The 24,133-nt window shown below is 73.8% G+C and carries 24 protein-coding genes; 5 read left to right on the top strand and 19 right to left on the bottom strand.

Features of this window, described 5'->3' with window-relative positions; genetic code table 11:
* Positions 1 to 52 precede the first annotated feature (52 nt).
* The 14 genes from pyrE to ACZ6PY_RS00725 all read right to left on the bottom strand — a co-directional run bounded on the left by pyrE (position 53) and on the right by ACZ6PY_RS00725 (position 13,098).
* Positions 53 to 592 carry an orotate phosphoribosyltransferase gene (pyrE, locus tag ACZ6PY_RS00790; RefSeq protein ID WP_151463832.1) on the bottom strand — a complete coding sequence of 180 codons (540 nt, stop codon included), beginning with the start codon at positions 590 to 592 and terminating at the stop codon, positions 53 to 55.
* Between the two features lie 166 nt (positions 593 to 758).
* Positions 759 to 1,568, bottom strand: coding sequence for an SDR family NAD(P)-dependent oxidoreductase (locus ACZ6PY_RS00785; protein ID WP_466068047.1), 810 nt, complete (start codon positions 1,566 to 1,568; stop codon positions 759 to 761).
* Positions 1,565 to 2,362, bottom strand: a complete 798-nt coding sequence (locus ACZ6PY_RS00780) for a hypothetical protein (RefSeq protein WP_466068045.1) — start codon at positions 2,360 to 2,362, stop codon at positions 1,565 to 1,567. Before ACZ6PY_RS00780 ends, ACZ6PY_RS00785 begins: the two co-directional genes overlap by 4 nt.
* Positions 2,363 to 2,434: 72 nt before the next feature.
* Positions 2,435 to 3,178 (bottom strand): hypothetical protein, encoded by a 744-nt coding sequence (locus ACZ6PY_RS00775; RefSeq protein ID WP_466068043.1) that lies wholly within the window; start codon positions 3,176 to 3,178, stop codon positions 2,435 to 2,437.
* Between the two features lie 70 nt (positions 3,179 to 3,248).
* Complete coding sequence (locus tag ACZ6PY_RS00770) at positions 3,249 to 4,277, bottom strand: hypothetical protein (RefSeq protein WP_466068041.1); 1,029 nt, start codon at positions 4,275 to 4,277, stop codon at positions 3,249 to 3,251.
* 10 nt (positions 4,278 to 4,287) lie between these two features.
* Positions 4,288 to 5,856 (bottom strand): polyamine aminopropyltransferase, encoded by a 1,569-nt coding sequence (locus ACZ6PY_RS00765; RefSeq protein WP_466068039.1) that lies wholly within the window; start codon positions 5,854 to 5,856, stop codon positions 4,288 to 4,290.
* On the bottom strand, positions 5,853 to 6,668 hold the full coding sequence (locus ACZ6PY_RS00760; protein WP_466068038.1) for a hypothetical protein: 816 nt from the start codon (positions 6,666 to 6,668) through the stop codon (positions 5,853 to 5,855). The genes ACZ6PY_RS00765 and ACZ6PY_RS00760 overlap by 4 nt, the downstream gene beginning before the upstream one ends.
* Positions 6,668 to 7,090, bottom strand: a complete 423-nt coding sequence (locus ACZ6PY_RS00755; RefSeq protein ID WP_466068036.1) for a DUF350 domain-containing protein — start codon at positions 7,088 to 7,090, stop codon at positions 6,668 to 6,670. The genes ACZ6PY_RS00760 and ACZ6PY_RS00755 overlap by 1 nt, the downstream gene beginning before the upstream one ends.
* A gap of 33 nt (positions 7,091 to 7,123) precedes the next feature.
* Entirely contained in the window at positions 7,124 to 7,549 is a 426-nt protein-coding gene (locus ACZ6PY_RS00750) for a DUF4247 domain-containing protein (protein WP_107077381.1), read from the bottom strand.
* A 55-nt stretch (positions 7,550 to 7,604) separates the two neighbouring features.
* The gene (locus tag ACZ6PY_RS00745) at positions 7,605 to 8,096 is read right to left on the bottom strand and encodes a DUF2617 family protein (RefSeq protein ID WP_466068034.1); all 492 of its coding nucleotides are present in this window, start codon (positions 8,094 to 8,096) and stop codon (positions 7,605 to 7,607) included.
* A 2-nt stretch (positions 8,097 to 8,098) separates the two neighbouring features.
* The gene (locus tag ACZ6PY_RS00740; protein WP_466068032.1) at positions 8,099 to 8,731 is read right to left on the bottom strand and encodes a DUF4178 domain-containing protein; all 633 of its coding nucleotides are present in this window, start codon (positions 8,729 to 8,731) and stop codon (positions 8,099 to 8,101) included.
* A gap of 87 nt (positions 8,732 to 8,818) precedes the next feature.
* Entirely contained in the window at positions 8,819 to 9,202 is a 384-nt protein-coding gene (locus tag ACZ6PY_RS00735; protein ID WP_466068031.1) for a hypothetical protein, read from the bottom strand.
* A 103-nt stretch (positions 9,203 to 9,305) separates the two neighbouring features.
* A complete protein-coding gene (clpB, locus tag ACZ6PY_RS00730; protein WP_466068029.1) occupies positions 9,306 to 11,897 on the bottom strand; it encodes an ATP-dependent chaperone ClpB in 2,592 nt (863 codons plus the stop codon).
* An 88-nt stretch (positions 11,898 to 11,985) separates the two neighbouring features.
* On the bottom strand, positions 11,986 to 13,098 hold the full coding sequence (locus ACZ6PY_RS00725) for a beta propeller repeat protein (protein ID WP_466068028.1): 1,113 nt from the start codon (positions 13,096 to 13,098) through the stop codon (positions 11,986 to 11,988).
* Positions 13,099 to 13,129: 31 nt separating this feature from the next.
* On the opposite strand from ACZ6PY_RS00725, the gene ACZ6PY_RS00720 reads away from it, so the two are divergent.
* The 3 genes from ACZ6PY_RS00720 (at position 13,130) to ACZ6PY_RS00710 (ending at position 15,445) form a co-directional block, all read left to right on the top strand.
* Positions 13,130 to 13,630, top strand: coding sequence for a cation:proton antiporter regulatory subunit (locus tag ACZ6PY_RS00720; protein WP_262283537.1), 501 nt, complete (start codon positions 13,130 to 13,132; stop codon positions 13,628 to 13,630).
* Between the two features lie 7 nt (positions 13,631 to 13,637).
* A complete protein-coding gene (locus ACZ6PY_RS00715; protein WP_466068026.1) occupies positions 13,638 to 14,846 on the top strand; it encodes a cation:proton antiporter in 1,209 nt (402 codons plus the stop codon).
* A gap of 170 nt (positions 14,847 to 15,016) precedes the next feature.
* Positions 15,017 to 15,445, top strand: coding sequence for a hypothetical protein (locus tag ACZ6PY_RS00710; RefSeq protein WP_151465805.1), 429 nt, complete (start codon positions 15,017 to 15,019; stop codon positions 15,443 to 15,445).
* 167 nt (positions 15,446 to 15,612) lie between these two features.
* On the opposite strand, the gene ACZ6PY_RS00705 is transcribed toward ACZ6PY_RS00710, so the two are convergent.
* The 5 genes from ACZ6PY_RS00705 to dnaK all read right to left on the bottom strand — a co-directional run bounded on the left by ACZ6PY_RS00705 (position 15,613) and on the right by dnaK (position 20,401).
* Positions 15,613 to 15,822 carry a hypothetical protein gene (locus ACZ6PY_RS00705; protein WP_466068024.1) on the bottom strand — a complete coding sequence of 70 codons (210 nt, stop codon included), beginning with the start codon at positions 15,820 to 15,822 and terminating at the stop codon, positions 15,613 to 15,615.
* A 178-nt stretch (positions 15,823 to 16,000) separates the two neighbouring features.
* On the bottom strand, positions 16,001 to 16,441 hold the full coding sequence (locus ACZ6PY_RS00700) for a heat shock protein transcriptional repressor HspR (RefSeq protein ID WP_262283540.1): 441 nt from the start codon (positions 16,439 to 16,441) through the stop codon (positions 16,001 to 16,003).
* Between the two features lie 31 nt (positions 16,442 to 16,472).
* The gene (dnaJ, locus tag ACZ6PY_RS00695; RefSeq protein WP_466068021.1) at positions 16,473 to 17,654 is read right to left on the bottom strand and encodes a molecular chaperone DnaJ; all 1,182 of its coding nucleotides are present in this window, start codon (positions 17,652 to 17,654) and stop codon (positions 16,473 to 16,475) included.
* Positions 17,655 to 17,733: 79 nt separating this feature from the next.
* Positions 17,734 to 18,492, bottom strand: a complete 759-nt coding sequence (gene grpE, locus ACZ6PY_RS00690) for a nucleotide exchange factor GrpE (protein WP_466068020.1) — start codon at positions 18,490 to 18,492, stop codon at positions 17,734 to 17,736.
* Positions 18,493 to 18,541: 49 nt separating this feature from the next.
* On the bottom strand, positions 18,542 to 20,401 hold the full coding sequence (gene dnaK, locus ACZ6PY_RS00685; protein WP_313723704.1) for a molecular chaperone DnaK: 1,860 nt from the start codon (positions 20,399 to 20,401) through the stop codon (positions 18,542 to 18,544).
* Positions 20,402 to 20,609: 208 nt separating this feature from the next.
* Here dnaK and ACZ6PY_RS00680 point away from each other — a divergent pair, with 208 nt between their 5' ends.
* Positions 20,610 to 22,451: an ABC transporter gene (locus ACZ6PY_RS00680; RefSeq protein WP_466068018.1), complete on the top strand. Its 1,842-nt coding sequence runs from the start codon at positions 20,610 to 20,612 to the stop codon at positions 22,449 to 22,451.
* A gap of 17 nt (positions 22,452 to 22,468) precedes the next feature.
* Positions 22,469 to 24,127 carry a GTPase gene (locus ACZ6PY_RS00675; protein ID WP_466069345.1) on the top strand — a complete coding sequence of 553 codons (1,659 nt, stop codon included), beginning with the start codon at positions 22,469 to 22,471 and terminating at the stop codon, positions 24,125 to 24,127.
* Positions 24,128 to 24,133 lie beyond the last annotated feature (6 nt).

Below are 24,133 nucleotides of genomic sequence, written 5' to 3'. Positions count from 1 at the left end.
CACCAGCAGCATCGATCCGCCTGCATATCAGCAGATCCGAATCGGCAAACTTTTACGCCACAAGGCCGAGGTCAGCCAACGTATAGGCCGCCCGATAAGGCAGTCCGGCGGCTCGCACCGCGTCGCCGGCGCCTCGATCAACAATAACCGCCACACCCACCACCTCGGCCCCGGCCTCGCGCAATGCCTCGACGGCGGTCAACACGCTGCCGCCCGTCGTCGAGGTGTCCTCCACCGCCAGGACCCGGCGGCCGGCCACGTCCGGCCCCTCGATCCGGCGCTGGAGGCCGTGCGCCTTGCCCGCCTTTCGGACCACGAAGGCGTCCAGCGGGCGGTCGGTCCCGGCAGCCGCGTGCAACATCGCGGTGGCCACCGGGTCGGCCCCGAGGGTCAGCCCGCCCACCGCGTCGTACGCCCAGTCGGCGGTGAGGTCGCACATCACCCGGCCGATCAACGGCGCCGCCCGGTGATGGAGCGTGACGCGACGCAGATCGACGTACCAGTCCGCCTCCCGACCCGACGAGAGCACCACCCGGCCGTGGACCACAGCCAGGTCAGTGATGAATTTACGCAGGTCGTCGTGGTCCCCCATGGCGATAGAGGGTACTTCGCAAGTCTGGGAGGCGAGCGTGGGGTCCACCCGAGTCAACCCTGCGGGCGACCGACGGGTGGCGATGGCCGACTACGCTGTGCGACCGTCCCACCCGGTCGGCGGGCGGGCATCCCGGCGACGGGACCTCCGGCGGGCCGGTCCGTGGTCAGCCGCCGGGCCGGCCGACCCTCCCGCGGGTGTCCCGGGAGACGCCGCGCAGCAGCCGCCGGGGCGCGTGCCGGAGCCCGGCCACGGCCAGCTTGTACTTCCAGCTCGGCACGCTCACCGGCTTGCCTTTGCGCAGGTCACGCAGCCCTTCGTCGACCACGTCCTCGGCCCGCAGCCACATCCACGCCGGGGTGCGCGACATGTCGATGCCGGCCCGCTCGTGGTAGCCGGTGCGCGTGTAGCCGGGGCAGAGCGCCATCACGCGTACGCCGAGTGGGGCGACCGACTGGCCGATCGATTCACTGAAATTCGTCACCCACGCCTTGCTGGCCGAGTAGGTCGATCCCGGCATGGGGACACCGAAACCGGCGACGGAAGAGACATTTATCACTGCCCCGTGGCCGCGCTCGGTCATCGGACCGAGGGCCGCGTGGGTCAGCCGCAGCACGGCCAGCACGTTGAGCCGGACCAGTCGGGCCTCGTCGGCGACGGCCGACCGGACGAACGAGGTGTTGAGGCTGATTCCCGCGTTGTTGACCAGAAGGTCCACCGGCGGCTCGGCGGTCAGCCGGCCCTCCACGGCGGCGCAGCCGTCGTCGGTGGACAGATCCGCGGCGAGGGTCTCGACCCGGTGGCCGTGCCGGCCGGTCAGCTCGGCGGCCAGGTTGTCGAGCCGGCCCGCGTCCCGGGCCACCAGGACGAGGTCCCAGCCGTCGGCGGCGAGCCGGCGGGCGAACGCCTCGCCGATACCCAGGCTGGCGCCGGTGATCAGGGCCCGGCGCGGTGCGGGGGGTGGTGCCTCGGTCATGGGCGGTCCTCGGGGGGTGGGGTCGGCCCGGGCGGGGCCGACGGTGGCGGGGTCGGGGGCGGGGGCGGCACCGGTCCGGCCGGCGGCCCCCAGGGCGAGGGGTGCCCGTGGGTCGGGGCGGGGGCGGCGGGGCCTGAAGCGGGCGGTAAGGCCGGCGGGAAGGGCGGCGGGCCGTACCCCGGCGGGACCGGACCGGCCGGCGGAGTCGGACCGGCGGGCGGCCGCGGCGCGCGGCGGTGGAGGAAGGCCCCGGCCGACGGCAGGGTGAGCAGCGCGGCCACCACCAGGTAGCCGAGGATCTGCGCCACCGACAGCGCCGCGTTCACCGGGATCCACCAGCCCGGGTAGGCGTCGCCGACCAGGGCCAGCAGGTCGGCGGTGACCCGGTCGTCGGCACCGAGCCGCAGCGGCGCGGTCCGCTGCCCGACCAGCACCGCCAGGCCGCAGCAGCCGCAGAACAGTCCCAGCCCGGCGACCACCCAGGTGGCCACCCGGGCGCCGGCACGGCCGGCGAGCAGCCCGAGGGCCAGCCCGACGAGCAGCAGCGCGACCAGCACGCCGAGTACGGCGGAGAGCACCGTCGAGGCGCGCAGCAGCGACGCCACCCCGTCGATCTCGCTTCCGCCCGCGTCGGTCGCCCGGGCCGCCGCCCGGAAGCGGTCCACCGTGCCCGCCGTGACGAGCAGGTTGGTGACCGCGTACGCCACGGCGCCCACCGCCATCAACAGCAGCAGCGCCGCCGCCGAGACCACCGCGCCCGGCCGGCGGGGCGGTGCCTCATGGGGGTACGACACGACGAATCCCTCCGGTAGGCGTCGGCTTGCAACCTACTCGGAGGGATCGTCGGCGTCGCTCTTATCCGGACGTCAACGTGACGTTGGTGGCTCGCCGTCCCGGCGCTCCCCGGACTCCGGCGGCGGACCGGCCTGGCCCGGCTGCCCCGGAGCCGGCTGGCCCGGGTAACCGGGGGTGGCCGGGTAGCCCGGGGCCTGCGGGTAGCCGGGCTCCGCCGGGTAGGCGGCACCCGGGACCGGGGGCTCCCAGCCCTGCTTCGGCTTGCGGAAGAACTCGTTCGCCTTGGGCAGCGCCAGCAGGATCAGTGCGGCCAGCAGCGAGATCAGCCCGAGCACCCCGAGCGCCGTGCTCAGCGGCTGGTACCAGGACGGCAGGGTGTCGTTCAGGCTACGCTGGATCTCGTCGGCGGAGGGCGCGTCACCGCCTCCGGTGTTGCCGCCCACGGCGCCGGTGGCGCCGCTGATCAGGCTGCCGCCGAGGCAGCAGATGAGGATGCCGCCCAGCACCCAGGTGGTGATCCGGGTGCCGTTCTTGCCCCGGTTGTTGAACAGGCCCAGGACGACCAGGACCAGCGCGAGGACGAGCAGCAGGACGGCGGTCCCGATCGTGAACGCGACCACGAACGTGCCGACGTCCTGGGTGCCCGACGTGGTGCCCTCGAACGCCCGCTGGAAGCCCTCCTTCAACCGACTGCTGACGGCGACGGTCGCGATCAGACCGATCAACTGGGTGAGCGCGAACAGCAGCAGCAGATAGAAGGATGCCGCCACCACGCCCGGACGCGCTCGGCCCGGCGCCGGGGAGGAATCGGTCATGGACTCTCTCCTTCTCTAGATCAGGCCCACACAGTATCGGCCCCGACCCATCGATGCCGCGCGCCGAAGGTCAGCTCGTGGGCCGCTCCCCGGCCTCCCGCTGCAGCCGGCGGTACTCGGCGGTCACCACCGCGAGCAGGAAGAGGTCCACACCCAGCGCGAAGACCGCGCCGAACTGGTTGACCGTGAAGCTGAAGATCTGTCCGAACAGCAGGTCCACGAGGAGCGCGAGCTTGAACAGCCGGAAGGCCCGGGTCTGGTCGCTGGGCAGCAGCAGGGCACCACGGATGCTCAGCACCGCGGTGATCAGCGCGGAGACCGAGACCCCGAGCAGCGCACCCCATTCGTCCTGGTCGGGCAGATGGCCGGTGATCGCGTCGAGCAGGACCCGCAGCACGACGACGAACGGCTCGCCGACCACGTAGAGCACCACCAGGGACACCATCCACCGGTGCGTGGTGATCCAGACGAGGGCGCGGCGGGCCAGGCCGACCCAGCGATGCCAGAACCGCGGCGCGGGAGCCTCCCGTCGGGGCACCACGTCCAGCAGCCGGGTGACCGCCTCCTCGACCTCCGGGCCGCAGTCCTGGACCATCCGCAGCACCGCCGCCCGGCGCCGGGGCGTGAGGCCGGTGGTGAGACCCCCGACGACGGTGTACAGGGCGTTCGCCGTGCGCTCCGGCCCGGAGAGCCGGGTCCGGCCGCGGAGCGCCTGGGTGAGCACGACCAGCAGGGCGAAGGCGACGTAGATGATGCTGGCGGCCGGGGCGTAGAAGTAGTCCGTTCCGGTGGTGACGAACTTGCCGACCTCGTCGATGAAGAGCCCGAAGCCCATCCCACCCAGGATCGCGCCCAGGACGCGCGCCACGCTGCCCAGGAAGATGAGCCCCACCGCGAGCCCCGCGGTCATCAGCAGGCCGCCCCAGAGCACGTGCGCGATGTGCAGACCGCCGCCGCCGAGCTGCGGAAACCCGGTCGCTTGGAGGTACGCCCGGGTGAGCAGCACGGTCACCACCCCGGAGAGCACGAACGCCTGGAGGTACGACGGCGCCTCCAGTGCCCGGGGCGGCCTCGACCAACGGGAGGGACGGGCGGGCATGGCTACGACGCTAGTAGCCGCGCCACTCCACGCGGGCGTACTCCAGCACCCTGGGCTGCAGCAACGTCGAGGCGGGCACGTCCAGCCGGGCCCGGTCGGCGGGGAAGGTGGCCGCCGCGGCGAGCACCGGCGGGGTGAGGAAGCGCAGCGGCGGCGCGTCGGCGGGCAGCCCCAGCTCGGGTGGCGTGCCGCCCGGCGCGGCGAGCACGAAGCCCCAGTCGCCGAAACTCGGCACGTCCACGTGGTAGGGCACGGTGGCGAAGCCCGCCTCCCGGATCGAGCGCTCGATCGACCAGTACGACCGGGGCGCGAAGTATGGCGAGCCGGACTGCACCACGAGCCGGCCGCCGGGGGCCAACGCCGGCCGGATCAGCGCGTAGAACTCGACCGTGTAGAGCTTGGCGGTGGCCGTCTCGTCGGGGTCGGGCAGGTCGGCGACGACCACGTCGAAGCGTTCCGTGGCGGTCCGCAGCCAGCCGAACGCGTCGACGTTCAGCACCCGGACCCGGGGGTCGGCGAGCGAGTGGTGGTTGAGGTCCCGCAGCTGCGGCTCGGTACGCGCCAGCCGCACCACGGCCGGGTCGAGGTCGACCAGGGTCACCTGGCGGACGTCCGGGTACTTGAGGATCTCCCGCAGCGCCAGGCCGTCCCCGGCGCCCAGCACCAGCACGTCGCCGTGCGGCCCGCGCATCGCCGGGTGGACCAGCGACTCGTGGTAGCGGTACTCGTCGACCGAGCTGAACTGGAGGTCGCCGTTGAGGAACAGCCGCAGGTCGGTGTCGGCGTGGCCGACCTCGCGCACCGACCGGGTCAGCACGATCTCCTGGTAGCGGCTGCGCTCGGCGTGCACCACCGGGTCGCGGTAGAGCTGCTGTCGTGCGGTCACCTCGAAGTCGTGGGCGGTGACCCAGGCGTACCCCAGGCAGAGCGCGACCACGACGGCGCCGGCGCCGAGCGCGACCCGGGACCGGCGGCCGAGGTCGGCGCGGAAGACCGTGCAGACCAGGGCGAGGCCGGCCACCGCGTTCACCGCGCCCACCACGAGCGCGCCCTTGAGCTGGCCGAAGACGGGCATCAGCAGGAACGGGAAGGCCAGCCCGCCGAGTAGCGCGCCGACGTAGTCCGCGGCGAAGAGATCGGCCACGGCGCTGCCCGCGGACTGCTCCCGGATGCGTTGCAGCAGCACCATGAGCAGCGGGATCTCGGCGCCGATCAGCAGGCCCAGCACGAACGCGGTGCCGACCAGCGCCGGCCCGTAGAGGTCGAGCCAGGCGAACGCGGCGTAGAGGCCGAGCACGGAGAGGCCGCCGAGCAGGGCCAGGGCCAGCTCGATCGCGGCGAACGCGGCCGCCGCCCGGGGCTGGAACGGCTTCGCGACGAGCGCGCCGACGCCCATCGCGAAGACCATCACGCCGAGCACGATCGACGCCTGGCCGACCGTGTCGCCGATCAGGTAGCTGCCGAGCGCGACCAGGGCCAGCTCGTACACGAGGCCGCAGGCCGCGCAGACGAAGACCGCGAGCAGGACCGCCGCGCGGGCCGGGCGCCACCGCGGCCGTGCCGGCGCGTCGGTGGTCATGCCTTCTCCCGGGTACGCCCGGCGGCGCCCGCCCCGGCGCGCTGCGCGGGCAGGCGCTTGCGACCACTCCGGCTCGGCGCGTCGGGCGCCGCGCCGCGACCCGGAGCAGTCGACCGACGCTGCACCATGCCCACGGTGACGAACAGCGCGGCGAGCAGGAGCAGCCCGACGGTGGCGAGCAGCCAGCCCCACCGGTCCCGCAGGTAGTCGCTGCCGGCGTCCGGCAGCGGGGACAGGCTGGTCGCCGCCGGTGCCGGGGAGTCGGCGGGCTCGGCCAGTCCGGCCTCGACGGCGAGCAGCGGCAGCATGACCGCGGCCCGGGTGACCGCCCAACCGGGGTCGTCGACGAAGACGTCCTCGGTGAGCCCGAGCCGCTCCAGCCCTTCCTCCATCTGCCAAAGGTCGGCGGAGTCGAGGTCCGGGGAGCCGGTCACCGCGACCCGCGCGAAGTCGTTGCTCTCGCTGCTCTCCGAGACGTAGCCGATGATGGCGGTCACCTGCACCCAGCGCGGGCAGGCCGGGTTCTCCTCGACCGCGACCCCGTCGCCCAGGTTGGAGCCGACGTTGCGGGGGGCGGCGCCGTAGTCGTAGTAGTCCACCAGCTCCCAGCCGTAGCAGAGCCCCTGCTCGGCGCTGCTGCGCTGGAGGATCGCCACGCTGTCGGCGCGCTCGTCGGCGGCCGGCGCCGGCACCGTGGTGTCCCCATCGGTGTGGAGGACGCCCACCGCCACGCAGCCGGCGATGACCAGGGCGACGGCCAGCCAGGCGACCCAGGCGGTCTTCTTCCTCGCCGCCCGCTTGCCGGGTGTCATCAGCTGATGGCGGCGGCGATGATCGCGCCGGTCGCCAGGTGCACGACTGCGGAGACCCAGACCGCGGGGTGCGGCTCCGGGTCGACCAGGATCTCGCCGAGCTTGCCCGGGGTGGCCATGTCCAGCAGCAGGAACGACGCGGCCATGATGACCAGCCCGAGGATGCCGTACGCGGCCGCGCCCACCAGGCCGAGCGCGAAGTCGTCCGCGCTGGCGGCGATCGCGGCCACCACGATGACGCCCACACCGGCCAGGTTCGAGGCGAGCAGCAGCGCGGCGTTGCGGTTGCGCTCGGCCCAGATCAGCTCGTGCAGCTTGCCCGGAGTGGCGACGTCGACCAGCACGTAGCCGACGGCCATCAGGGCGACGCCGACCACGCCGTAGGCCAGCGTGACGAGCAGATCGGTCAGCAGGGTCTGCACAGGGGACTCCAGGATTCGTCGGGAGGGGTCAGGTCACTTGCCGGAGCCGGGTCCGCCGCCGCGGACCGTGCTGCCCCGCCCCCAGCCCCAGTGGCTGCCCACCCGGGAGTGGTAGCGGGGGTACGCGGTGGTCATCCGCTCCAGCAGGATCACCGAACCGGCGGCGAGCGGCAGGATCACCACCGAGTCGTCGTCGTAGCGCAGGTAGACCCCGCTGCCGTCGACGTACTGGTCGGCCGGCTGCCAGGCGTCGGTGATCTCCTTCGACACCTGGCTCGGCGTCCGGTTCGACGTGTACGCGATCGCGTCGGAGCCGAGGTCCCGGCTGGTCGCCCGGGTGTAGCGGTCCTCCACGTAGCCGCGGGGCGAGAAGTTGCCGTAGAAGATCGCGAAGGCGGCGACCACGGCGCCGATGACGGCGAAGGCGACCCCCACCACGAACCACCGTCGGTACGTCACCGCACTGCCTCCGTTCGCAACCGCGGGGCTCGCAGACCCGGCTCACTCCTCGCGCTCACAGCTGCACCACCGTCTCGGTCAGGACCAGCTCGTTGGTCTGCGGATACGCGTGCCAGGTGCGCCAGGCCACCGAGCCGGCCGGCGGCTCGGGGCGGACGGCGAGCGCGGTGACCGCGTCCTCGTCGCCGGGAAAGACACCGACCAGCGCGTACGGGTCGTCGGCCAGGTCGGCGCGGAGCGCCGCGACCCGGGTGCGCAGGCCGTCACCCCGCGGCCGGAGCACCGTGGCGGTGAACCGGTAGCCGGCGGTCTCGTCGTGCAGGGCGTCGGGCAGGTGCGGGGGGCGGCCGGGCAGGCAGGCGACCGTCTCGGTGAGGTCGCCGCAGACCACCTGGTGCGAGGCGCCGAGCAGGCGCAGCCGCAGCCGCAGCCCGCCGGGCAGGGTCAGCTCGCGCACGTGTAGGGCGGGGCGCTCGGGGCCGCCGAGGGCGAGGCTCAGGTCGGCGGCGCGGGTGTCGACGTACGGGGCGTGCAGGGCGACGAGCACGCTCAGTCCACCTTCTCCGGGCCGCCCTGCGGGTAGATCATCACCTCGGCGCGGTGCACCTGCTCGCCGAGGTTCACCTCCCAGCCGGCCTCCCCGTACGCCTCGAACGAGAGCCGGGCACCGCCGGGCGCCTGGTAGTCGTGGTAACGCATGGTGCCGCGCGGGTCGAGGCCGGTGCCCTCGGTGGCGGTGAACTTCGCCTGGCCGGACTCGTCCCAGTGGTAGCGGCGGCCGGCGATCTCCAGCGTCGGCGCGCCCGGGGTGACGGTGGCCGACGGCTCGCTGGTCCAGAGCACCAGCTCCAGGTCCGGCTCCGACTCGACGGAGAGCCAGCGCTTCACCCCGCCGGCGTCGTCGAGCAGGTGCTCCGCCCAGCTCCAGCCACCCTCGACCAGGTGCACCGAGCCGCGCACGGTGTAGGGCACCTGGCGGATCTCCACGATGTTGCCGGGCTTGAGCGCGCGGGGGTCGCCGCGCAGCGCGTCGGCGTCCCGGTCCCGGAACGGGTCACCGGGTGCGGCCTTCGGGCGTGGCGCGGACCGGGCCCGGCGCAGGGCGATCACGGCGATCACCACGCCGGCCACCCCGACCAGGCACCCCACCGTGGTCACCACGTACGCCAGCGAACCGTTCACGGCCGTCTCCCCCCAAGGTGCATTGGCGGAGACGGTAACAACCCGACGCACGCGCGCCGAAGTGCCGTTCGTTGAGTTACCGGTCAGCTACGCTCCGGCGCCGGAGAGGCGCTCGGCGGCGTACTCGCGCAGGGTGGCGCGGCCCATCAGACACCCGCTGAAGGTGGTGAACTCGCCGTCGTCGGCGCGCAGCCGCTCCCAGGCCGCCCGGCCGGCCGCCGGGTCGACCGTGTCCAGCAGCGTGGCCGCGTACGCCTTCCCGGCCGGCGAGCCGTGCTTCAGCAGCCGGTCGACCTTCTTCCGGGCCGCCTCGGGGTGCTCCCGCAGTGCCCGCTCCACGTGCCGGTACGCGTCGGTCGCCGGCAGTATCTGACCGGCGATGCCCACCCCGCCGAAGGCGAGGGTGTCCGCCCGCCGCAGTTCCTCGACGGCCGCGTCCAGCTCCCGGTCCTTCTCCCCGATCCCCACCATGCCCCCACTATTGCCCCGGCGGGCCGCCGTCGACGCTGTCGATCAAGAAATGGATCGGCCGGCCGGCCCCCGCTGGGGAGGCCGGCCGGGCCGGGGAAGGTGCTCAGGCGGCCGTGACGGCCAGCGCGTCCTTGCTGTCGGCCAGGTCGACCCGCACCGTGTCGCCGTCGCGGATCTGGCCGGCCAGCAGGGCCTTCGCGAGCTGGTCGCCGATCGCCGACTGCACCAGGCGGCGCAGCGGGCGGGCGCCGTAGATCGGGTCGTACCCGTGCTCGGCCAGCCACACCCGGGCGGCGTCGCTGATGTCCAGCGACAACCGGCGGTCGGCGAGACGGCGTCGCATCCGGTCGAGCTGGATGTCGACGATGGCCCGCAGGTCCGCGCCCTGGAGGGCGGCGAACACCACGATGTCGTCGAGGCGGTTGAGGAACTCCGGCTTGAAGTGCGACCGGACCACCGCGAGGACGCCCTCCCGGCGCTGCTCCTCGGCCAGCGTCAGGTCGCTGATCACCGACGACCCCAGGTTCGAGGTGAGGATCAGGATCGCGTTGCGGAAGTCGACGGTGCGGCCCTGGCCGTCGGTGAGCCGGCCGTCGTCGAGCACCTGGAGGAGCACGTCGAACACGTCCGGGTGGGCCTTCTCCACCTCGTCCAGCAGGATCACCGAGTACGGGCGGCGGCGCACCGCCTCGGTGAGCTGGCCGCCCTCCTCGTAGCCGACGTAGCCGGGCGGGGCGCCGACCAGGCGGGCCACGGAGTGCTTCTCGCCGTACTCGCTCATGTCGATGCGGACCATGGCCCGCTCGTCGTCGAAGAGGAACTCGGCGAGCGCCTTGGCCAGCTCGGTCTTGCCCACGCCGGTCGGGCCGAGGAAGAGGAAGCTACCGGTCGGGCGGTCCGGGTCGGCGACGCCGGCCCGGGCGCGGCGGACCGCGTCGGACACCGAGGTGACCGCCTCGGCCTGGCCGACGACCCGGGAGCCCAGCGTCTCCTCCATCCGGAGCAGCTTGGCGGTCTCGCCCTCCAGGAGCCGGCCGGCCGGGATGCCGGTCCAGGAGGCGACCACCGCGGCGATGTCGTCCGCGCCGACCTCCTCCTTGAGCATCGCGCCGTCGGCCTGGAGCCGGGCCAGTTCCTCCTCGGCCTGCTTCAGCTCGACCTGGAGGGCGGGGATCCGGCCGTAACGCAGCTCGGCGGCGCGCTCCAGCTCGCCGTCGCGCTCGGCCCGCTCGGCCTCGCCGCCGAGCCGCTCCAGCTCCTCCTTGGCGGTGGAGAGCTTGGTGATGTGGCTCTTCTCCAGCTGCCAGCGCTCGGACAGTGCGGTGAGCTGCTCGCGCTTGTCGGCCAGCTCCTTGCGCAGCCGGGCCAGCCGCTCCGCCGAGGCGGCGTCCGGCTCCTTGGCCAGCGCCATCTCCTCGATCTCCAGCCGGCGCACCGCCCGCTCGATCTCGTCCACCTCGACCGGGCGGGAGTCGATCTCCATCCGGAGCCGCGAGGCGGACTCGTCGACCAGGTCGATCGCCTTGTCCGGCAGGAACCGGTCGGTGATGTAGCGGTCGGAGAGGGCGGCGGCGGCGACCAGCGCGGCGTCGGTGATCCGCACGCCGTGGTGCACCTCGTAGCGCTCCTTGAGGCCGCGCAGGATGCCGATCGTGTCCTCGATGGTCGGCTCGCCGACCAGCACCGGCTGGAAGCGGCGCTCCAGCGCCGGGTCCTTCTCGATGTGCTCGCGGTACTCGTCCAGCGTCGTGGCGCCGACCATCCGCAGCTCGCCGCGGGCCAGCATCGGCTTGAGCATGTTGCCGGCGTCCATCGAGCCCTCGCCCTTGCCGGCGCCGACCACGGTGTGCAGCTCGTCGAGGAACGTGATGACCTGGCCGTCGGAGTTCTTGATCTCCTCCAGCACCGACTTCAGCCGTTCCTCGAACTGGCCGCGGTACTGGGCGCCGGCCACCATGGCGCCGAGGTCGAGCGAGACGAGCTTCTTGTCCCGCAGCGACTCCGGCACGTCACCGGCGACGATCCGCTGGGCCAGGCCCTCGACGATGGCGGTCTTGCCGACGCCCGGCTCGCCGATCAGCACCGGGTTGTTCTTGGTACGCCGGGACAGCACCTGGATCACCCGGCGGATCTCCGAGTCGCGGCCGATGACCGGGTCGATCTTTCCCTCGCGGGCGCTCGCGGTCAGGTCGACGCCGTACTTCGCGAGGGCCTGGTAGGTCTGCTCCGGGTCGGCCGTGGTGACCCGCCGGTCCCCGCCGCGCACGGTCGGGAAGGCGGCGACCAGGTTCTCCTCGGTGGCGCCGGAGTTCTTCAGCGCGACGGAGACGGCGCCACCGACCCGGGCCAGCCCGGCCAGCAGGTGTTCGGTGGAGGTGTACTCGTCGCCCAGCGGCCGGGCGATCTGCTCGGCGGCGCCGATGGCGTTGACGAACTCGCGGGCCAGGGTGGGCTCGGCGATGCTGGAGCCGCGCGCCGCGGGCAGGGCGTCGACCGAACGCTGGGCGACCCGGCGCAGCTCGGCGGGGTCGGCCCCGACGGCGCGCAGCAGGCCGGCGGCGGTCGAGCCCTCGGTGTCCAGCAGCGACAGCAGCAGGTGCCAGGGCTCCACGGTGGCGTGACCGCGCTGGTTCGCCAGCGCGACGGCACCGGTGATGGTCTCGCGGCTCTTGGTGGTGAGTCGTTCCGTGTTCATGGGCTCCCCCGGATCGGCGTGTCCACTGGGAAGGACACAACCAGAGTTGAGTCTATTCCGCTCAACTCCAGCGATGTGACACCCGTCACTACGGTTGCTTGTCCAGCACCACCCGGACCCAGCGCCGGTTGGCGGTCCAGCCCGTGCCCAGCACCACGTCGTCCGGGCCGCTGGCGGCGATCGTGCCGTCGCCCAGGACCGTGAGGTAATGCTCCCCGGTGAGCGGCCAGTCGACCCGGTAGTAGCGGCCGCCGGCCACCACGCCCACCCCGTCCGGGCTGGTCACGGCCACCAGCTCGGCCCCGAGCGGCGCCACCGAACGGGCCTGCGCCGGATGCCCGACGGCGCGGACCAGGGCCCACTCGACGCCGGCCACCAGCCGCCACAGCGCCGGGAAACCCGTCCGGTCCGGGCGCTCCCCGACCAGCCACACGCCGCCGTCCGGGGCGATCACCACGCGCAGCACCCCCACCTCGTCGCCCCGCCAGGACAGCGGTGTCGACGTCCAGTGCCGGCCCGCGTCCCGGGACAACGCGGCGTAGGGACGGCCGTCGCGCGCCCCGGCCGCCACCACGAGGTCGCCGGAGTGGCCCACGGTGTTCAGCCCGGGTACGGACGGCTGGGCGGCCAACGGCCGCAGGGTCGCGCCGTCCCACTCGGCCACGGCACCGCGCCCCTCGACCACCTGGAAGCGGCCCCGCGCGGCCACCAGCGGCGCCGGCTCCGCCCCCGTGCTGTGGACGAAGGTCGCCCCGCCGTCGGTCGACGTGTACCAGCCGTGCGGCTCGGCGAGCAGCACGAGCGCCCCCGGCACGGCGTAGAGCTGCTGGCTCGCCGCCACCGGACGGGGGTGCCGCAGGGCCTGCCAGCTACGGCCACCGTCCACGGTGGCGTACAGCAGCGGCCCGGCGCAGCCGCGGCGGGGCGGAGGGTTGTCGCAGGCGGCGACGAACAGGGCGTAGCCGTGGTCGGCGTCGGCGAACTCCACGAACGGGCGGTCGTACCGGCGGTCGACGTCGACCCGGACGTGGCGTACCTCGTCGAAGGCGACGGCCCGCGACGGCGCCGGCGCGGTCGGCGCCGGCCGCGGGGACGCGGACGACCGGTCCGGCGGGGTCCGGCGGACGTCGCCGATCGAGCAGGCGGCGAGGGCCGGCACCAGCAGCAGACCGACACCCGGGAGCAATCGGCGCCCGATCATGGGGCCTCCTCCGCACGGTAGCCTTGCGCGGGTGCGAGTACGTGTCGAACAGACTGCCCTACCGGGGATCGGCGTCCGTCACGATTTGATGACGGAATCCGGGCGTCGGCTCGGCGTGGTCTCCCACCGCAATGGCCGCCGCGACCTGGTCCTCTACGACCCGGACGACCCGGACTCCTGTCAGCACGACATACCGCTGACCGACGACGAGGCGGAGGCGCTGGCCGACATCCTCGGGGCGTCGCTGATGCTCGGCCAGCTCGCCGGGCTGCGCGAGCAGGCCGCGGGGCTGCTCACCGAGCAGATCGTCATCCCGGCCGGCTCCCGCTACGTCAACCGGCGGCTCGGTGACACCAAGGCACGGACGCGCACCAGCGCCTCCATCGTGGCGGTGCTGCGTCAGGGTGAGGTGATCGTCTCGCCCGACCCCACCTTCCGGTTCGCGGCCGGTGACGTGGTCGTCGTGGTCGGCACCCGGCAAGGGCTCGACGGGGTCACCGCGATCCTCGCCGAAGCCGATCCGGACGGCTGAGGCGCGGATGCACGAATCCACCACCCTGCTCGTCGAGGTCGGCGCGCTGCTGCTCCTGCTCGGCCTGCTCGGCCGGCTCAGCCGCCGCGTCGGCGTCTCGCCCATCCCCCTCTACCTGCTCGCCGGACTCGCCTTCGGCCACGGCGGCCTGCTGCCGCTCAACGCCAGCGAGGAGTTCTTCGCCGTCGGCGCGGAGATCGGCGTCATCCTGCTGCTCGTCATGCTCGGCCTGGAATACAGCGCCAACGAACTGGTGGGCAACCTCCGCTCGGCCGCGCCGGCCGGTCTGATCGACGCGGTGTTCAACGCGCTGCCCGGCTTCGCCTTCGCCCTGCTGCTCGGCTGGGGCTGGGTGGCCGCCGTCGTGCTCGCCGGCGTCACCTGGGTCTCGTCGTCCGGCGTGATCGCGAAGGTGCTCGGCGACCTGGGCCGGGTCGGTAACCGGGAGACCCCGGTGATCCTCTCGGTCCTCGTCATCGAGGACCTGGCCATGGCTCTCTACCTGCCGCTGGTCACCGCGCTGCTCGCCGGGGTCGGCCTGGTCAAGGGCGGCATCGCGCTCGCCGTCGCGGTGCTCACCGTGGTCGTGGTGCTGGCCGTCGCCATCCGGTACGGGCACCTGATCTCCGCCGCGCTCTCCGCGAAGGACCCCGAGGCGCTCCTGCTCGGGGTGCTCGGCCTGACCCTGCTGGTCGCCGGGGTGGCGGCCAAGCTCCAGGTCTCCGCCGCGGTCGGCGCCTTCCTGGTCGGCATCGCCCTGTCCGGGCCGGTGGCGCACCACGCCACCCAACTGCTGTCGCCGCTGCGGGATCTCTTCGCCGCGGTCTTTTTCGTCTTCTTCGGCCTGGTCACCGACCCGCTGGACATGCCGCCGGTGCTGCTGCCGGCGCTGCTGCTGGCCGTGGTGACCATGGGGACGAAGCTGGCCACCGGTTGGCTGGCCGCCCGCCGGGCCGGGATCGCCGAGCCCGGCCGGTGGCGCGCCGGCTTCGCGCTCACCCCGCGCGGCGAGTTCTCCATCGTCATCGCCGGCCTGGCCGTCGCCGCGGCGTACCCGGTCGAACCCCGGCTGGCGGCGCTCGCCACCGCGTACGTGCTGATCACCGTGGTGACCGGGCCGATGCTGGCCCGCCTGCCCGACCTGCCCTGGTTCAAGCGCTGGCTGCGCCGGCGCAGCGCCGCCCGGCCGCCCGTGCCGGTGGGAGTGGCCGACTGACCTCGGCCGGGCCGGGTCGGCCGTACGGTGGACCCGGCCCGGCCAACGGTTGCCGAATTGATTCCGGGAAGGTCTACCGCCACCCGGCGAAACCGCGTTAACGTGTCGCCCCAGCAGCCAGGGTCCGCGGGTGGCCGGTGCCCCCGCCAGCGCAAGCGGAAGGTCGGCCGGTGAGCGTGCAGGAAGAGACGTTCCACGGCTTCGCCAACCCCGTCGACCCCTCGCCCGCCGAGCTGAGGTCGTGGGCCTACCAGCCGGATTCCGTTCCGCTGACCTCCATGCCGCCGGACTGGGACCTGCTCGTCGCCGGGGACCACCTGGTGCAGACCCTCTTCGACCTGGCCATGGACCCGGCCTGTCCGGCCCGCCGGTTCGCCCTGCACTGCCTCTACATCTACGCCGCCGACGGCATCCGGACGAACTTCCGGGCCCACCCGAAGCGCCGCTTCCGGAAGCTCGTGGAGCAGGCCGAGCGGGCCGGCGACGAGCTGATGCGCAACTGGGCGCACAACAGCCGCGTGCTGCTCGCCCGGCCGGACCTCTTCGTCTACCGCGACTGGTGCGAGGGCGGCCTGGTGCGGGAGAACCGGCGGCTCTAGCCCGCCGGTCACGACGCGAACGGGCGTCGCAGCGTCCCGGGCCGCCGCCTCACGACGCGAACGGGCCGGGACCCCCTCGCCGGCGTCGCAGCGTCCCGGGCCGCCGCCTCACGACGCGAACGGGCCGGGACCCCCCGTGGGTCCCGGCCCGCACGTCGGCGGATCGTTCAGCCGGTCGATCCGCCCTGCTTCCTGCGCCGCTCGTCGTCCCTGGCCCGGTCGACGCCGTGGTCCACCTGGTCGGCGAAGCGCCCTTCCTTGATCTTTTCCGTGAAGCGACCTTCGGTGATCCGATCGAATCGCTCCCGGACGTTCTCGGCCACCTGCTCCAGCCGTTCCTCCGCCCGTTCCGCCACCTTCTTCGCCGATTCCGCCATGGCTCCCCCTGCCAGTTCGGAGTCCGAATTGAGTCGGTTGGCCGCATTCACAGGCTAGCGAAACCGGCCCTCCCGGACCTCGCTTTCCCCGAACCGCACCGCCTGCCGCCGCTGTGGAGATGCGCGAAGGCCGGCACGGCCCGGGGTGGGCACGCGCCGGCCTTCGGCGGGGAGGGGATCAGCGGTCGGGAGTGCGGCGGGGGCGCCAGACGACGAGCGCCGTGGAGGTGCGGTTGGTGGGGACGAGGTCGCCGCGGGCGAAGCCGCCCAGCGACTCCAGCTCGGCGATCCGGCGGTACGCGGCGTCCAGCTCCGCCTCCAGCCGGGCCACCCGCTGCTGGGCCTCCTCCAGCAACCGCTCCAGGTGGATGATGCGCTTGACCCCGGCCAGGTTGATCCCGTCGTCCTGGCTGAGCCGCTGCACCTCGCGGAGCAGCACCACGTCCCGGACGCTGTACCGGCGACCGCCGCCGGCCGCCCGGCCGGCCTGGACGAGGCCCAGCCGGTCGTACTGGCGCAGCGTCTGCGGGTGCATCCCCGCCATCCGGGCCGCCACCGAGATCATCAGAACCTTGGCCTCGTAGGCAGGGTCACCCGAGCCGACGAACTCCTGTGACATCCCCGCTCACCTCCGCTGCCTCGTCACCCGCTCAACTGAATCGACGCACCCGCGCGTCGAGATGTTCCCGTGCGGCCGGCGGGGTCTGCTCGGCGAACGTCTCCAGGGCCGCCCGCGCCTCGTCCGACAGCGTCGCGGGGACCACCACGTCGAGGGTGACCAGCAGGTCACCGGCGCGGCCGTCCCGGCGTACGACGCCCTTGCCCCGGGCGCGCAGCACCCGCCCGCTGGGCGTGCCCGGCGGCACCCGCAGGGTCACCGTGCCGTCCAGGGTCGGCACCCGCAGGTCGGTGCCGAGCACCGCCTCCGCGAACGTGATCGGCACGGTCAGGGTCAGGTCGTCCCCGGTGCGCCCGAACAGCTCGTCGGGGCGGACCTTGACGTGCACGAACAGGTCACCCGCCGGGCCGCCCCGCTCGCCGGGCTCGCCCCGACCGGCCAGCCGGATGCGCTGGCCGTCGGCCACCCCGGCCGGGAAGCGCACGTTCAGCGTGCGGGTCTTGGTGACCCCGCCGGTGCCGTGGCACTCCGGGCACTTCTCCTCGACGACCGTGCCCACGCCCTGGCAGTTGCGGCACGGCTCGGAGAAGCTGAACGACCCCTGGTTGCGGGTGGTCACCCCGGCGCCGTGGCAGACCGGGCAGGCCACCGGCTGGGTGCCCGGCTTCGCCCCGTTGCCGTGGCAGGTCTCGCAGACCCCGGGGGCGCGCAGCGTCAACGGCAGGGTGACGCCGCGTACCGCGTCGGGGAAGTCCAGCGCCACCTCGGTCTCGACGTCCCGGCCCCGGGCCGGGCCGCGCGGACGGGCCGCGCCGCCGGCGCCGCCGCCCGTGAAGATCGAGCTGAACAGGTCGCCGAGGCCACCGCCGCCGAACCGGGCCTCGCCGCCGCCCGCCCCGCCGAACAGGTCGGACACGTCGAACGGCATGCCACCGGGCTGGCCCGCGCCGCGGGCGTTGCGCCGGAAGGCGCCGGAGCCGAAGAGCGACCGCATCTCGTCGTACTCGCGGCGCTTCTTCTCGTCGCCCAGCACGGCGTACGCCTCGGAGACGGCCTTGAACCGCTCCTCGGCCTTCGGGTCACCGGGGTTGTGGTCCGGGTGCGACTCCCGAGCCAGCTTCCGGTACGACTTCTTGATCTCGTCCGAGGAGGCGGACTTCTCCACGCCCAGCGCGGCGTAGTAGTCCTTCTCGATCCAGTCCTTGGAACTCACCGGTCCACCCCCTTCCACGGGACGTACCCCGGTCGTCCCGCCCGCCCGGCGTGGGCGGGCGGGACGTCACGGGTCGGCACTACTCGGGCTCGGCGACCGCGACCAGGGCCGGCCGCAGCAGCCGTTCGCCGAGCTGGTAACCCCGGCGCATGACCTGCACGCAGGTCGGCTCTGTCACGTCGGCGGAGGTCTGGTGCGCCACCGCCTCGTGCCGGGTCGGGTCGAACGGGTCGCCCTGCTCCCCGAACGCGGTCAGGCCGAACTTGGTCAGCGCGGTGGTGAGCTGCTCGGCCACGCTGCCGAACGGCCCCACCAGGTCGCCGTGCTCGCGGGCCCGGTCCAGGTCGTCGAGGATCGGCAGCAGCGCGGTCAGCACTGTGCCGGTCGCCTGCTCCTGGACCAGGCTGCGGTCCCGGTCGACCCGCTTGCGGTAGTTGGCGTACTCCGCCGACACCCGCTGGACGTCGCGGGTCCGCTCGTCCAGCTCGGCCCGGAGCGACTCCACCTCGGCGCCGGCCGGCGCCTTCTCGGTGGTGGACTCCTCGCTCGGCTGGGCCGGCGCGTCGACCACGGGCGGGCCGGAGACCGGGGCGTCGGCCTCGCCCTCGATCTCGTCGACCACGACCTCGGCCTCCTCGACCAGCCCTTCGGCGGGCGCGTCGGCCGCGGCGTCGGCGGCCGACGTGTCGGTCACGGACTGCTCGGTGGCCTTGCCGATCTTGCGCTTGTCACGGATGACGACGCGCGGCTCCTCGCCGGCGCCCTGACCGGCGGTCGCGGAGCCACCCGGCGCCGACCCCGTGGACCCGGGGTCGGCTGCTCGTGGCTTCTCCGTCATGCGGCTACCTCATCCCTCTCGCGGCGAGATACGTGTCCGGGACCGACTGTCACTTCTTGTCCTCGTCCACGATCTCCGCGTCGACCACGTCGTCGGGGCCGCCGGCCTGGGGACCGCCGGTCGCACCGGCGCCGGCGCCCGGCCCGGCCTCGCCCGGCCCGGCCTGCTCGCCCTGCTGCTGCGAGTAGAGCAGTGAGCCGGCCTGCTGGGAGACCTGCGCCAGCTTCTCGTGCGCGGCCTTGATCTTGTCGATGTCCTGGCCGCCGAGGGCGCTGCGCAGCTCGCCGAGCGCCTCGTTGAGCTGGTCACGGTTCTCGGCGGGCAGCTTGTCGCCGCTCTCCGCGAGGAACTTCTCGGTCTGCCACTGGAGCGCCTCGGCCAGGTTGCGGGTCTCGGCCTCGTCGCGCCGCCGCTTGTCCTCCTCGGCGTGCTCCTCGGCGTCCCGGCGCATCCGCTCGATGTCGTCCTTCGGCAGCGAGGAGCCGCCGGTGATCGTCATCTTCTGTTCCTTGCCGGTGCCCAGGTCCTTGGCGTGCACGTTGACGATGCCGTTGGCGTCGATGTCGAAGGTGACCTCGATCTGCGGCACGCCGCGCGGCGCCGGCGGGAGGCCGGTCAGCTCGAAGGTGCCGAGCTTCTTGTTGTAGGCCGCGATCTCCCGCTCGCCCTGGAACACCTGGATCAGCACCGACGGCTGGTTGTCGTCGGCCGTGGTGAAGACCTCGGAGCGCTTGGTCGGGATGGTGGTGTTGCGCTCGATCAGCTTGGTGAAGATGCCGCCCTTGGTCTCGATGCCCAGGCTCAGCGGGGTCACGTCGAGCAGCAGGACGTCCTTGACCTCACCCTTGAGCACGCCGGCCTGCAGGGCGGCGCCGACGGCGACGACCTCGTCCGGGTTGACGCCCTTGTTGGGCTCCTTGCCGGTGAGCTGCTTGACCAGGTCGGTCACGGCCGGCATCCGGGTCGAGCCGCCGACCAGGATGACGTGGTCGACGTCCGAGACCTTGATCCCGGCGTCCTTGACGGCCTGCTCGAACGGGCCCTTGCACCGGTCCAGCAGGTCCTGCGTCATCCGCTGGAACTCGGCGCGGCTCAGGGTCACGTCGAGGTGCAGCGGGCCCGCCGAACCGGCGGTGATGTACGGCAGGTTGATGTTGGTGGTGGTGGCCGCGGACAGCTCGATCTTGGCCTTCTCGGCCGCCTCCTTGAGCCGCTGCATGGCCATCTTGTCCTGGGACAGGTCGATGCCGTGCTCGCCGCGGAAGGTCTTCACCAGGTGGTCGATGATGCGCTGGTCCCAGTCGTCACCACCGAGGTGGTTGTCACCGCTGGTGGACTTGACCTCGATGACGCCCTCGGCCAGTTCGAGCAGCGAGACGTCGAAGGTGCCGCCACCCAGGTCGAAGACCAGGACGGTCTGCTCCTTGGAGCCCTTGTCGAGGCCGTACGCCAGCGCCGCCGCGGTCGGCTCGTTCACGATCCGCAGCACGTTGAAGCCGGCGATCTCACCGGCCTCCTTGGTGGCCTGCCGCTGGCCGTCGTTGAAGTAGGCCGGCACGGTGATCACCGCGTCGGTGATCTGCTCACCCAGGTACGCCTCGGCGTCCCGCTTGAGCTTCATCAGCGTGCGCGCCGAGATTTCCTGCGGGGTGTACTTCTTGCCGTCGATGTCGACGGTCCAGTTGGTGCCGATCTCCCGCTTGACCGAGCGGATCGTCCGGTCCGGGTTGGTCACCGCCTGGCGCTTCGCGACCTCACCGACGAGCACCTCGCCGTTGCGGGCGAACGCGACGATCGAGGGGGTCGTCCGCGAGCCCTCCGCGTTGGCGATGACGGTGGGCTCACCGCCCTCGAGAACGCTGACGCAGGAGTTCGTCGTGCCGAGGTCGATGCCGACCGCACGTGCCATGTTCGCTTCCTCGCTTCGTAACGGTGAGCAGGTCAACGGGCCTGCCCGGCGGGTCGCCCGCAGCGACCGCACCACAAGTTGAGTGAACTTGACTCAATAGTGCCACGCCCCGGGCAATCCGCAAGTCCAGGTTGAGCCGACCCGACGCAACCTGACCGTTATTACCGTCCGGTTGTCTTACCTTGCGTCGGTCGGGCACGCTTTAGCGGTGACGACGCACGGCGATCCCGCCACCCATGCCGGCGCGCCCGCCGTCGCTGCCCGCACCGGCCCCGACGACGCCGGCGGGGACCGGCCCGCCGACGCCGCGGAAGGTCTGCCCGCCGCACTCACCGGCCTGCGGGCCGCGATCGGGGCGGCCCGGTTCCCGCTGGCCCTGCCCTCGGCAGAGCCCGCCCGCCGCACCGCCACCGGTCTCACCGACCAGCTCGACGACTACCTGCTCCCCCGGCTCGCCCGCCTGGACGCCCCGCTGCTCGTGGTGGTCGGCGGCTCGACCGGCGCCGGCAAGTCGACCCTTGTCAACAGCCTGGTCCAGGCGCGGGTCAGCGCCGCCGGGGTGCTGCGACCCACCACCCGCTCGCCGGTGCTGGTCTGCAACCCCGCCGACGCGGCCTGGTTCCGTCAGGGCGAGCTGCTGCCGGGCCTGACCCGCACCACCGAGCCGAGCGAGAACCCGGGCACCCTCCAACTGGTCACCGCCCCCGCGCTCCCGGCCGGGCTGGCCTTCCTCGACGCGCCCGACATCGACTCGGTGGTCGACGCCAACCGGGCCCTCGCCGGTCAGCTGCTGGCCGCCGCCGACCTCTGGCTCTTCGTCACCACGGCCGCCCGGTACGCCGACGCCGTCCCGTGGGAGCTGCTGCGCAGCGCCCGGGCGCGGGGCACGGCCGTCGCCATGGTCCTCGACCGGGTCCCCCCGGAGGCCGCCGACGAGATCACCGCCCACCTGTCCGAGATGCTCGCCGCACAGGATCTCGGCGCCGCGCCGCTGTTCGTCCTGCCGGAGACCTGGGTGGACGGGCAGGGCCTGCTCCCCGACGGGGTCACCGCCCCGCTGGCCGGCTGGTTCGCGCGGCTCGCCGCCGACGCCGAGGCCCGCTCGGCGGTGGTCCGGCAGACCCTCGACGGCGCCCTGGCCGCCCTGCACCCGACCGTGGACGCGCTGGCCGACGCCGCCGACGAGCAGGCGGCCGCCGCCGACGCGCTGGACGAGCGGGTCCGGGCGGCGTACCGGGGGGCGGAGCGGACCGTCGACCAGGGGCTCAAGGACGGCCGGCTGCTCCGCGGCGAGGTGCTGGCCCGGTGGCAGGAGTTCGTCGGCACCGGCGAGTTCTTCCGCAGCCTGGAGGCGCGGATCGGCCGCCTGCGCGACCGGGTGGTGGCCGCGGTCACCGGCCGTCCGGCCCCGGCCGCCGAGCTGCGGAACGCCATCGAGTCGCAACTGGTCACGCTGCTGCGCGGGGTGTCGGCCGAGGCCGCGGAGAACGCCTACACCGGGTGGAAGGCGCACCCGGCCGGGTCGGCGCTGCTCGAACCCGAGCTGGCGCACCCGTCGGCCGATCTTCCCGAGCGCGCCGAGCGCCTGGTCCGTGACTGGCAGCGCGGCGTGCTCGAACTGGTCCGGGCCGAGGGCGGCGACCGCCGCTTCGTGGCCCGCACCGCCGCGTACGCGGTCAACGCCACCGGCCTGGCCGTCATGATCGCGGTCTTCGCGGCCACCGCCTTCATCCCGACCGGGCTGGAGGTCGCCACCGGCGCGGGCACCACGGTCGCCGCCCAGGCGGTGCTCCAGGCGATCTTCGGCGACCAGGCGGTCCGCAACCTGGCCGGCAAGGCGCGGGTGGACCTGCTCGACCGGATCGGCGCGCTGCTGACGGAGGAGGCCGACCGGTTCCTCGCCCGCACCGCCGAGGCGCGCCCGGCCACCGACACCGGCGCCGCGCTGCGCCGGTCGGCCCGCGAGGTCGAGAAGGCCCGGCACCGCGCCGGCCTCTCCGGCGCGTCGGGCGCGACACTGCCCGCCGCGGACCAGGGTGGGCGCGCGTGAGCAACATCGTCGGCCGGATGCGGGAGACGCTCCGGGGCGGGCAGCGGGTCGACCCCGACGTCCTGATCGCGCGGCTCCAGGCCCTCCAGCGCTTCCTCGGCGCGGTCGACGGCCAGGTGCCCGACGCCGAGCTGGTCGCCGCGCACACCGTGGTCGAGCGGGCCGGCACCCGGCTCGCCCTCTCCGGGCACCACACCGTGGTCGCCCTGGCCGGGGCGACCGGCAGCGGCAAGTCGAGCCTGTTCAACGCCCTGGCCCGGCTGGACCTCTCCCCGGTCGGCGTCCGCCGGCCGACCACCGGGGTGGCGCACGCCTGCGTCTGGGGGCAGCTCGACGGCGCGTCCCGGCTGCTCGACTGGATCGGGGTGCTGCCGCGGCACCGGTTCGTCCGGGAGAGCCCGCTGGACGGCGACGACGAGTCCAACCTGCACGGCCTGGTCCTGCTGGACCTGCCCGACTTCGACTCGGTGCAGCGGAGCCACCGGCTGGAGGTGGACCGGCTGCTCGGCCTGGTCGACCTGGTGGTCTGGGTGGTCGACCCGCAGAAGTACGCCGACCGCGTGATCCACACCAGCTACCTGCGCGAGTTCCACCGGCACCGGGACGTGACAGTGGTGGTGCTCAACCAGGCCGACCGGCTGCCCCCGGCCGAGCTGCCCCGGGTCCTCGGCGACCTGCGCCGGCTGCTCGACGCCGACGGCCTGGAGGGGGTGCCGCTGCTGCCCACGGTGGCGGTGGACCCGGCGGGGCTGGACGGGCTCCGCGCCGAGCTGGAGCGCACGGTTGCCGAGCGGCAGGCCGCGCTGCGCCGGCTGGCCGGCGACGTCGACGCCGTGGTGGCCGGGCTCGACCCGCTGGTCGGGCCGGAGCCGCCGCGCACCCGGCCCGGTGACGCGTCGGCACGGGAGCTCACCACGGCGCTGGCCGGGGCGGCCGGGGTGCCGACGGTGGCCGAGGCGGTCGAGGGGGCGTACCGGCACCGGGCGGTCGGCAGCACCGGCTGGCCGCTGGTCCGGGGCTGGCGGAAGCTGCGGCCGGACCCGCTGCGCCGGCTGCACCTGCCCGGCGGGGGCGCCGACGCGCCCGCGGAGAGCCTGGTCGCGGCCACCTCCGTACCCGATCCGACCGCCGCGCAGCGCTCGGCGCTGAACCTGGCCATCCGCGCGGTGGCCGACCGATCGGCCGCCGACCTGCCGGCGCCCTGGCCGGCCGCGGTGGTCGCCGCGGCCCGGTCCCGGCTGGCCGACCTGCCGGACGCGCTGGACCACGCGGTGGCCGCCACCGACCTGGGCATGGACCGCCGGCCGACCTGGTGGCGGGTCGTCGGCGCGCTCCAGTGGCTGGTCACCCTCGCCGCGCTGGGCGGCCTGGCCTGGCTGGTCCTGGGCTACGCGCTGCGCATCCTCGGCCTGCCCGCCCTCGACTACCCGGACCTCGGCGAGGTGCCCTGGCCGACCGTGCTGCTGCTGGGCGGCCTGCTGGCCGGGCTGCTCGTGGCGGCGCTGACCCGGCCGGTGATCCGGTGGGCGGCGCGGCGCGCCCGGCGCCGGGCCGAGCAGCGGCTGCTCACGTCGGTCGGCAGCGTCGGGGAGAAGCACGTGCTGAACCCGGTCTGGGCGGTGCTGGCCCGCTACGGCGAGGCGCGCGAGGCGCTGCGGGAGGCGGCCCGGGGCTGAGCCCCG

The sequence above is a fragment of the Micromonospora sp. NPDC048907 genome (assembly GCF_055586885.1).
This window is presented reverse-complemented; position numbering and strand designations above follow the sequence as displayed.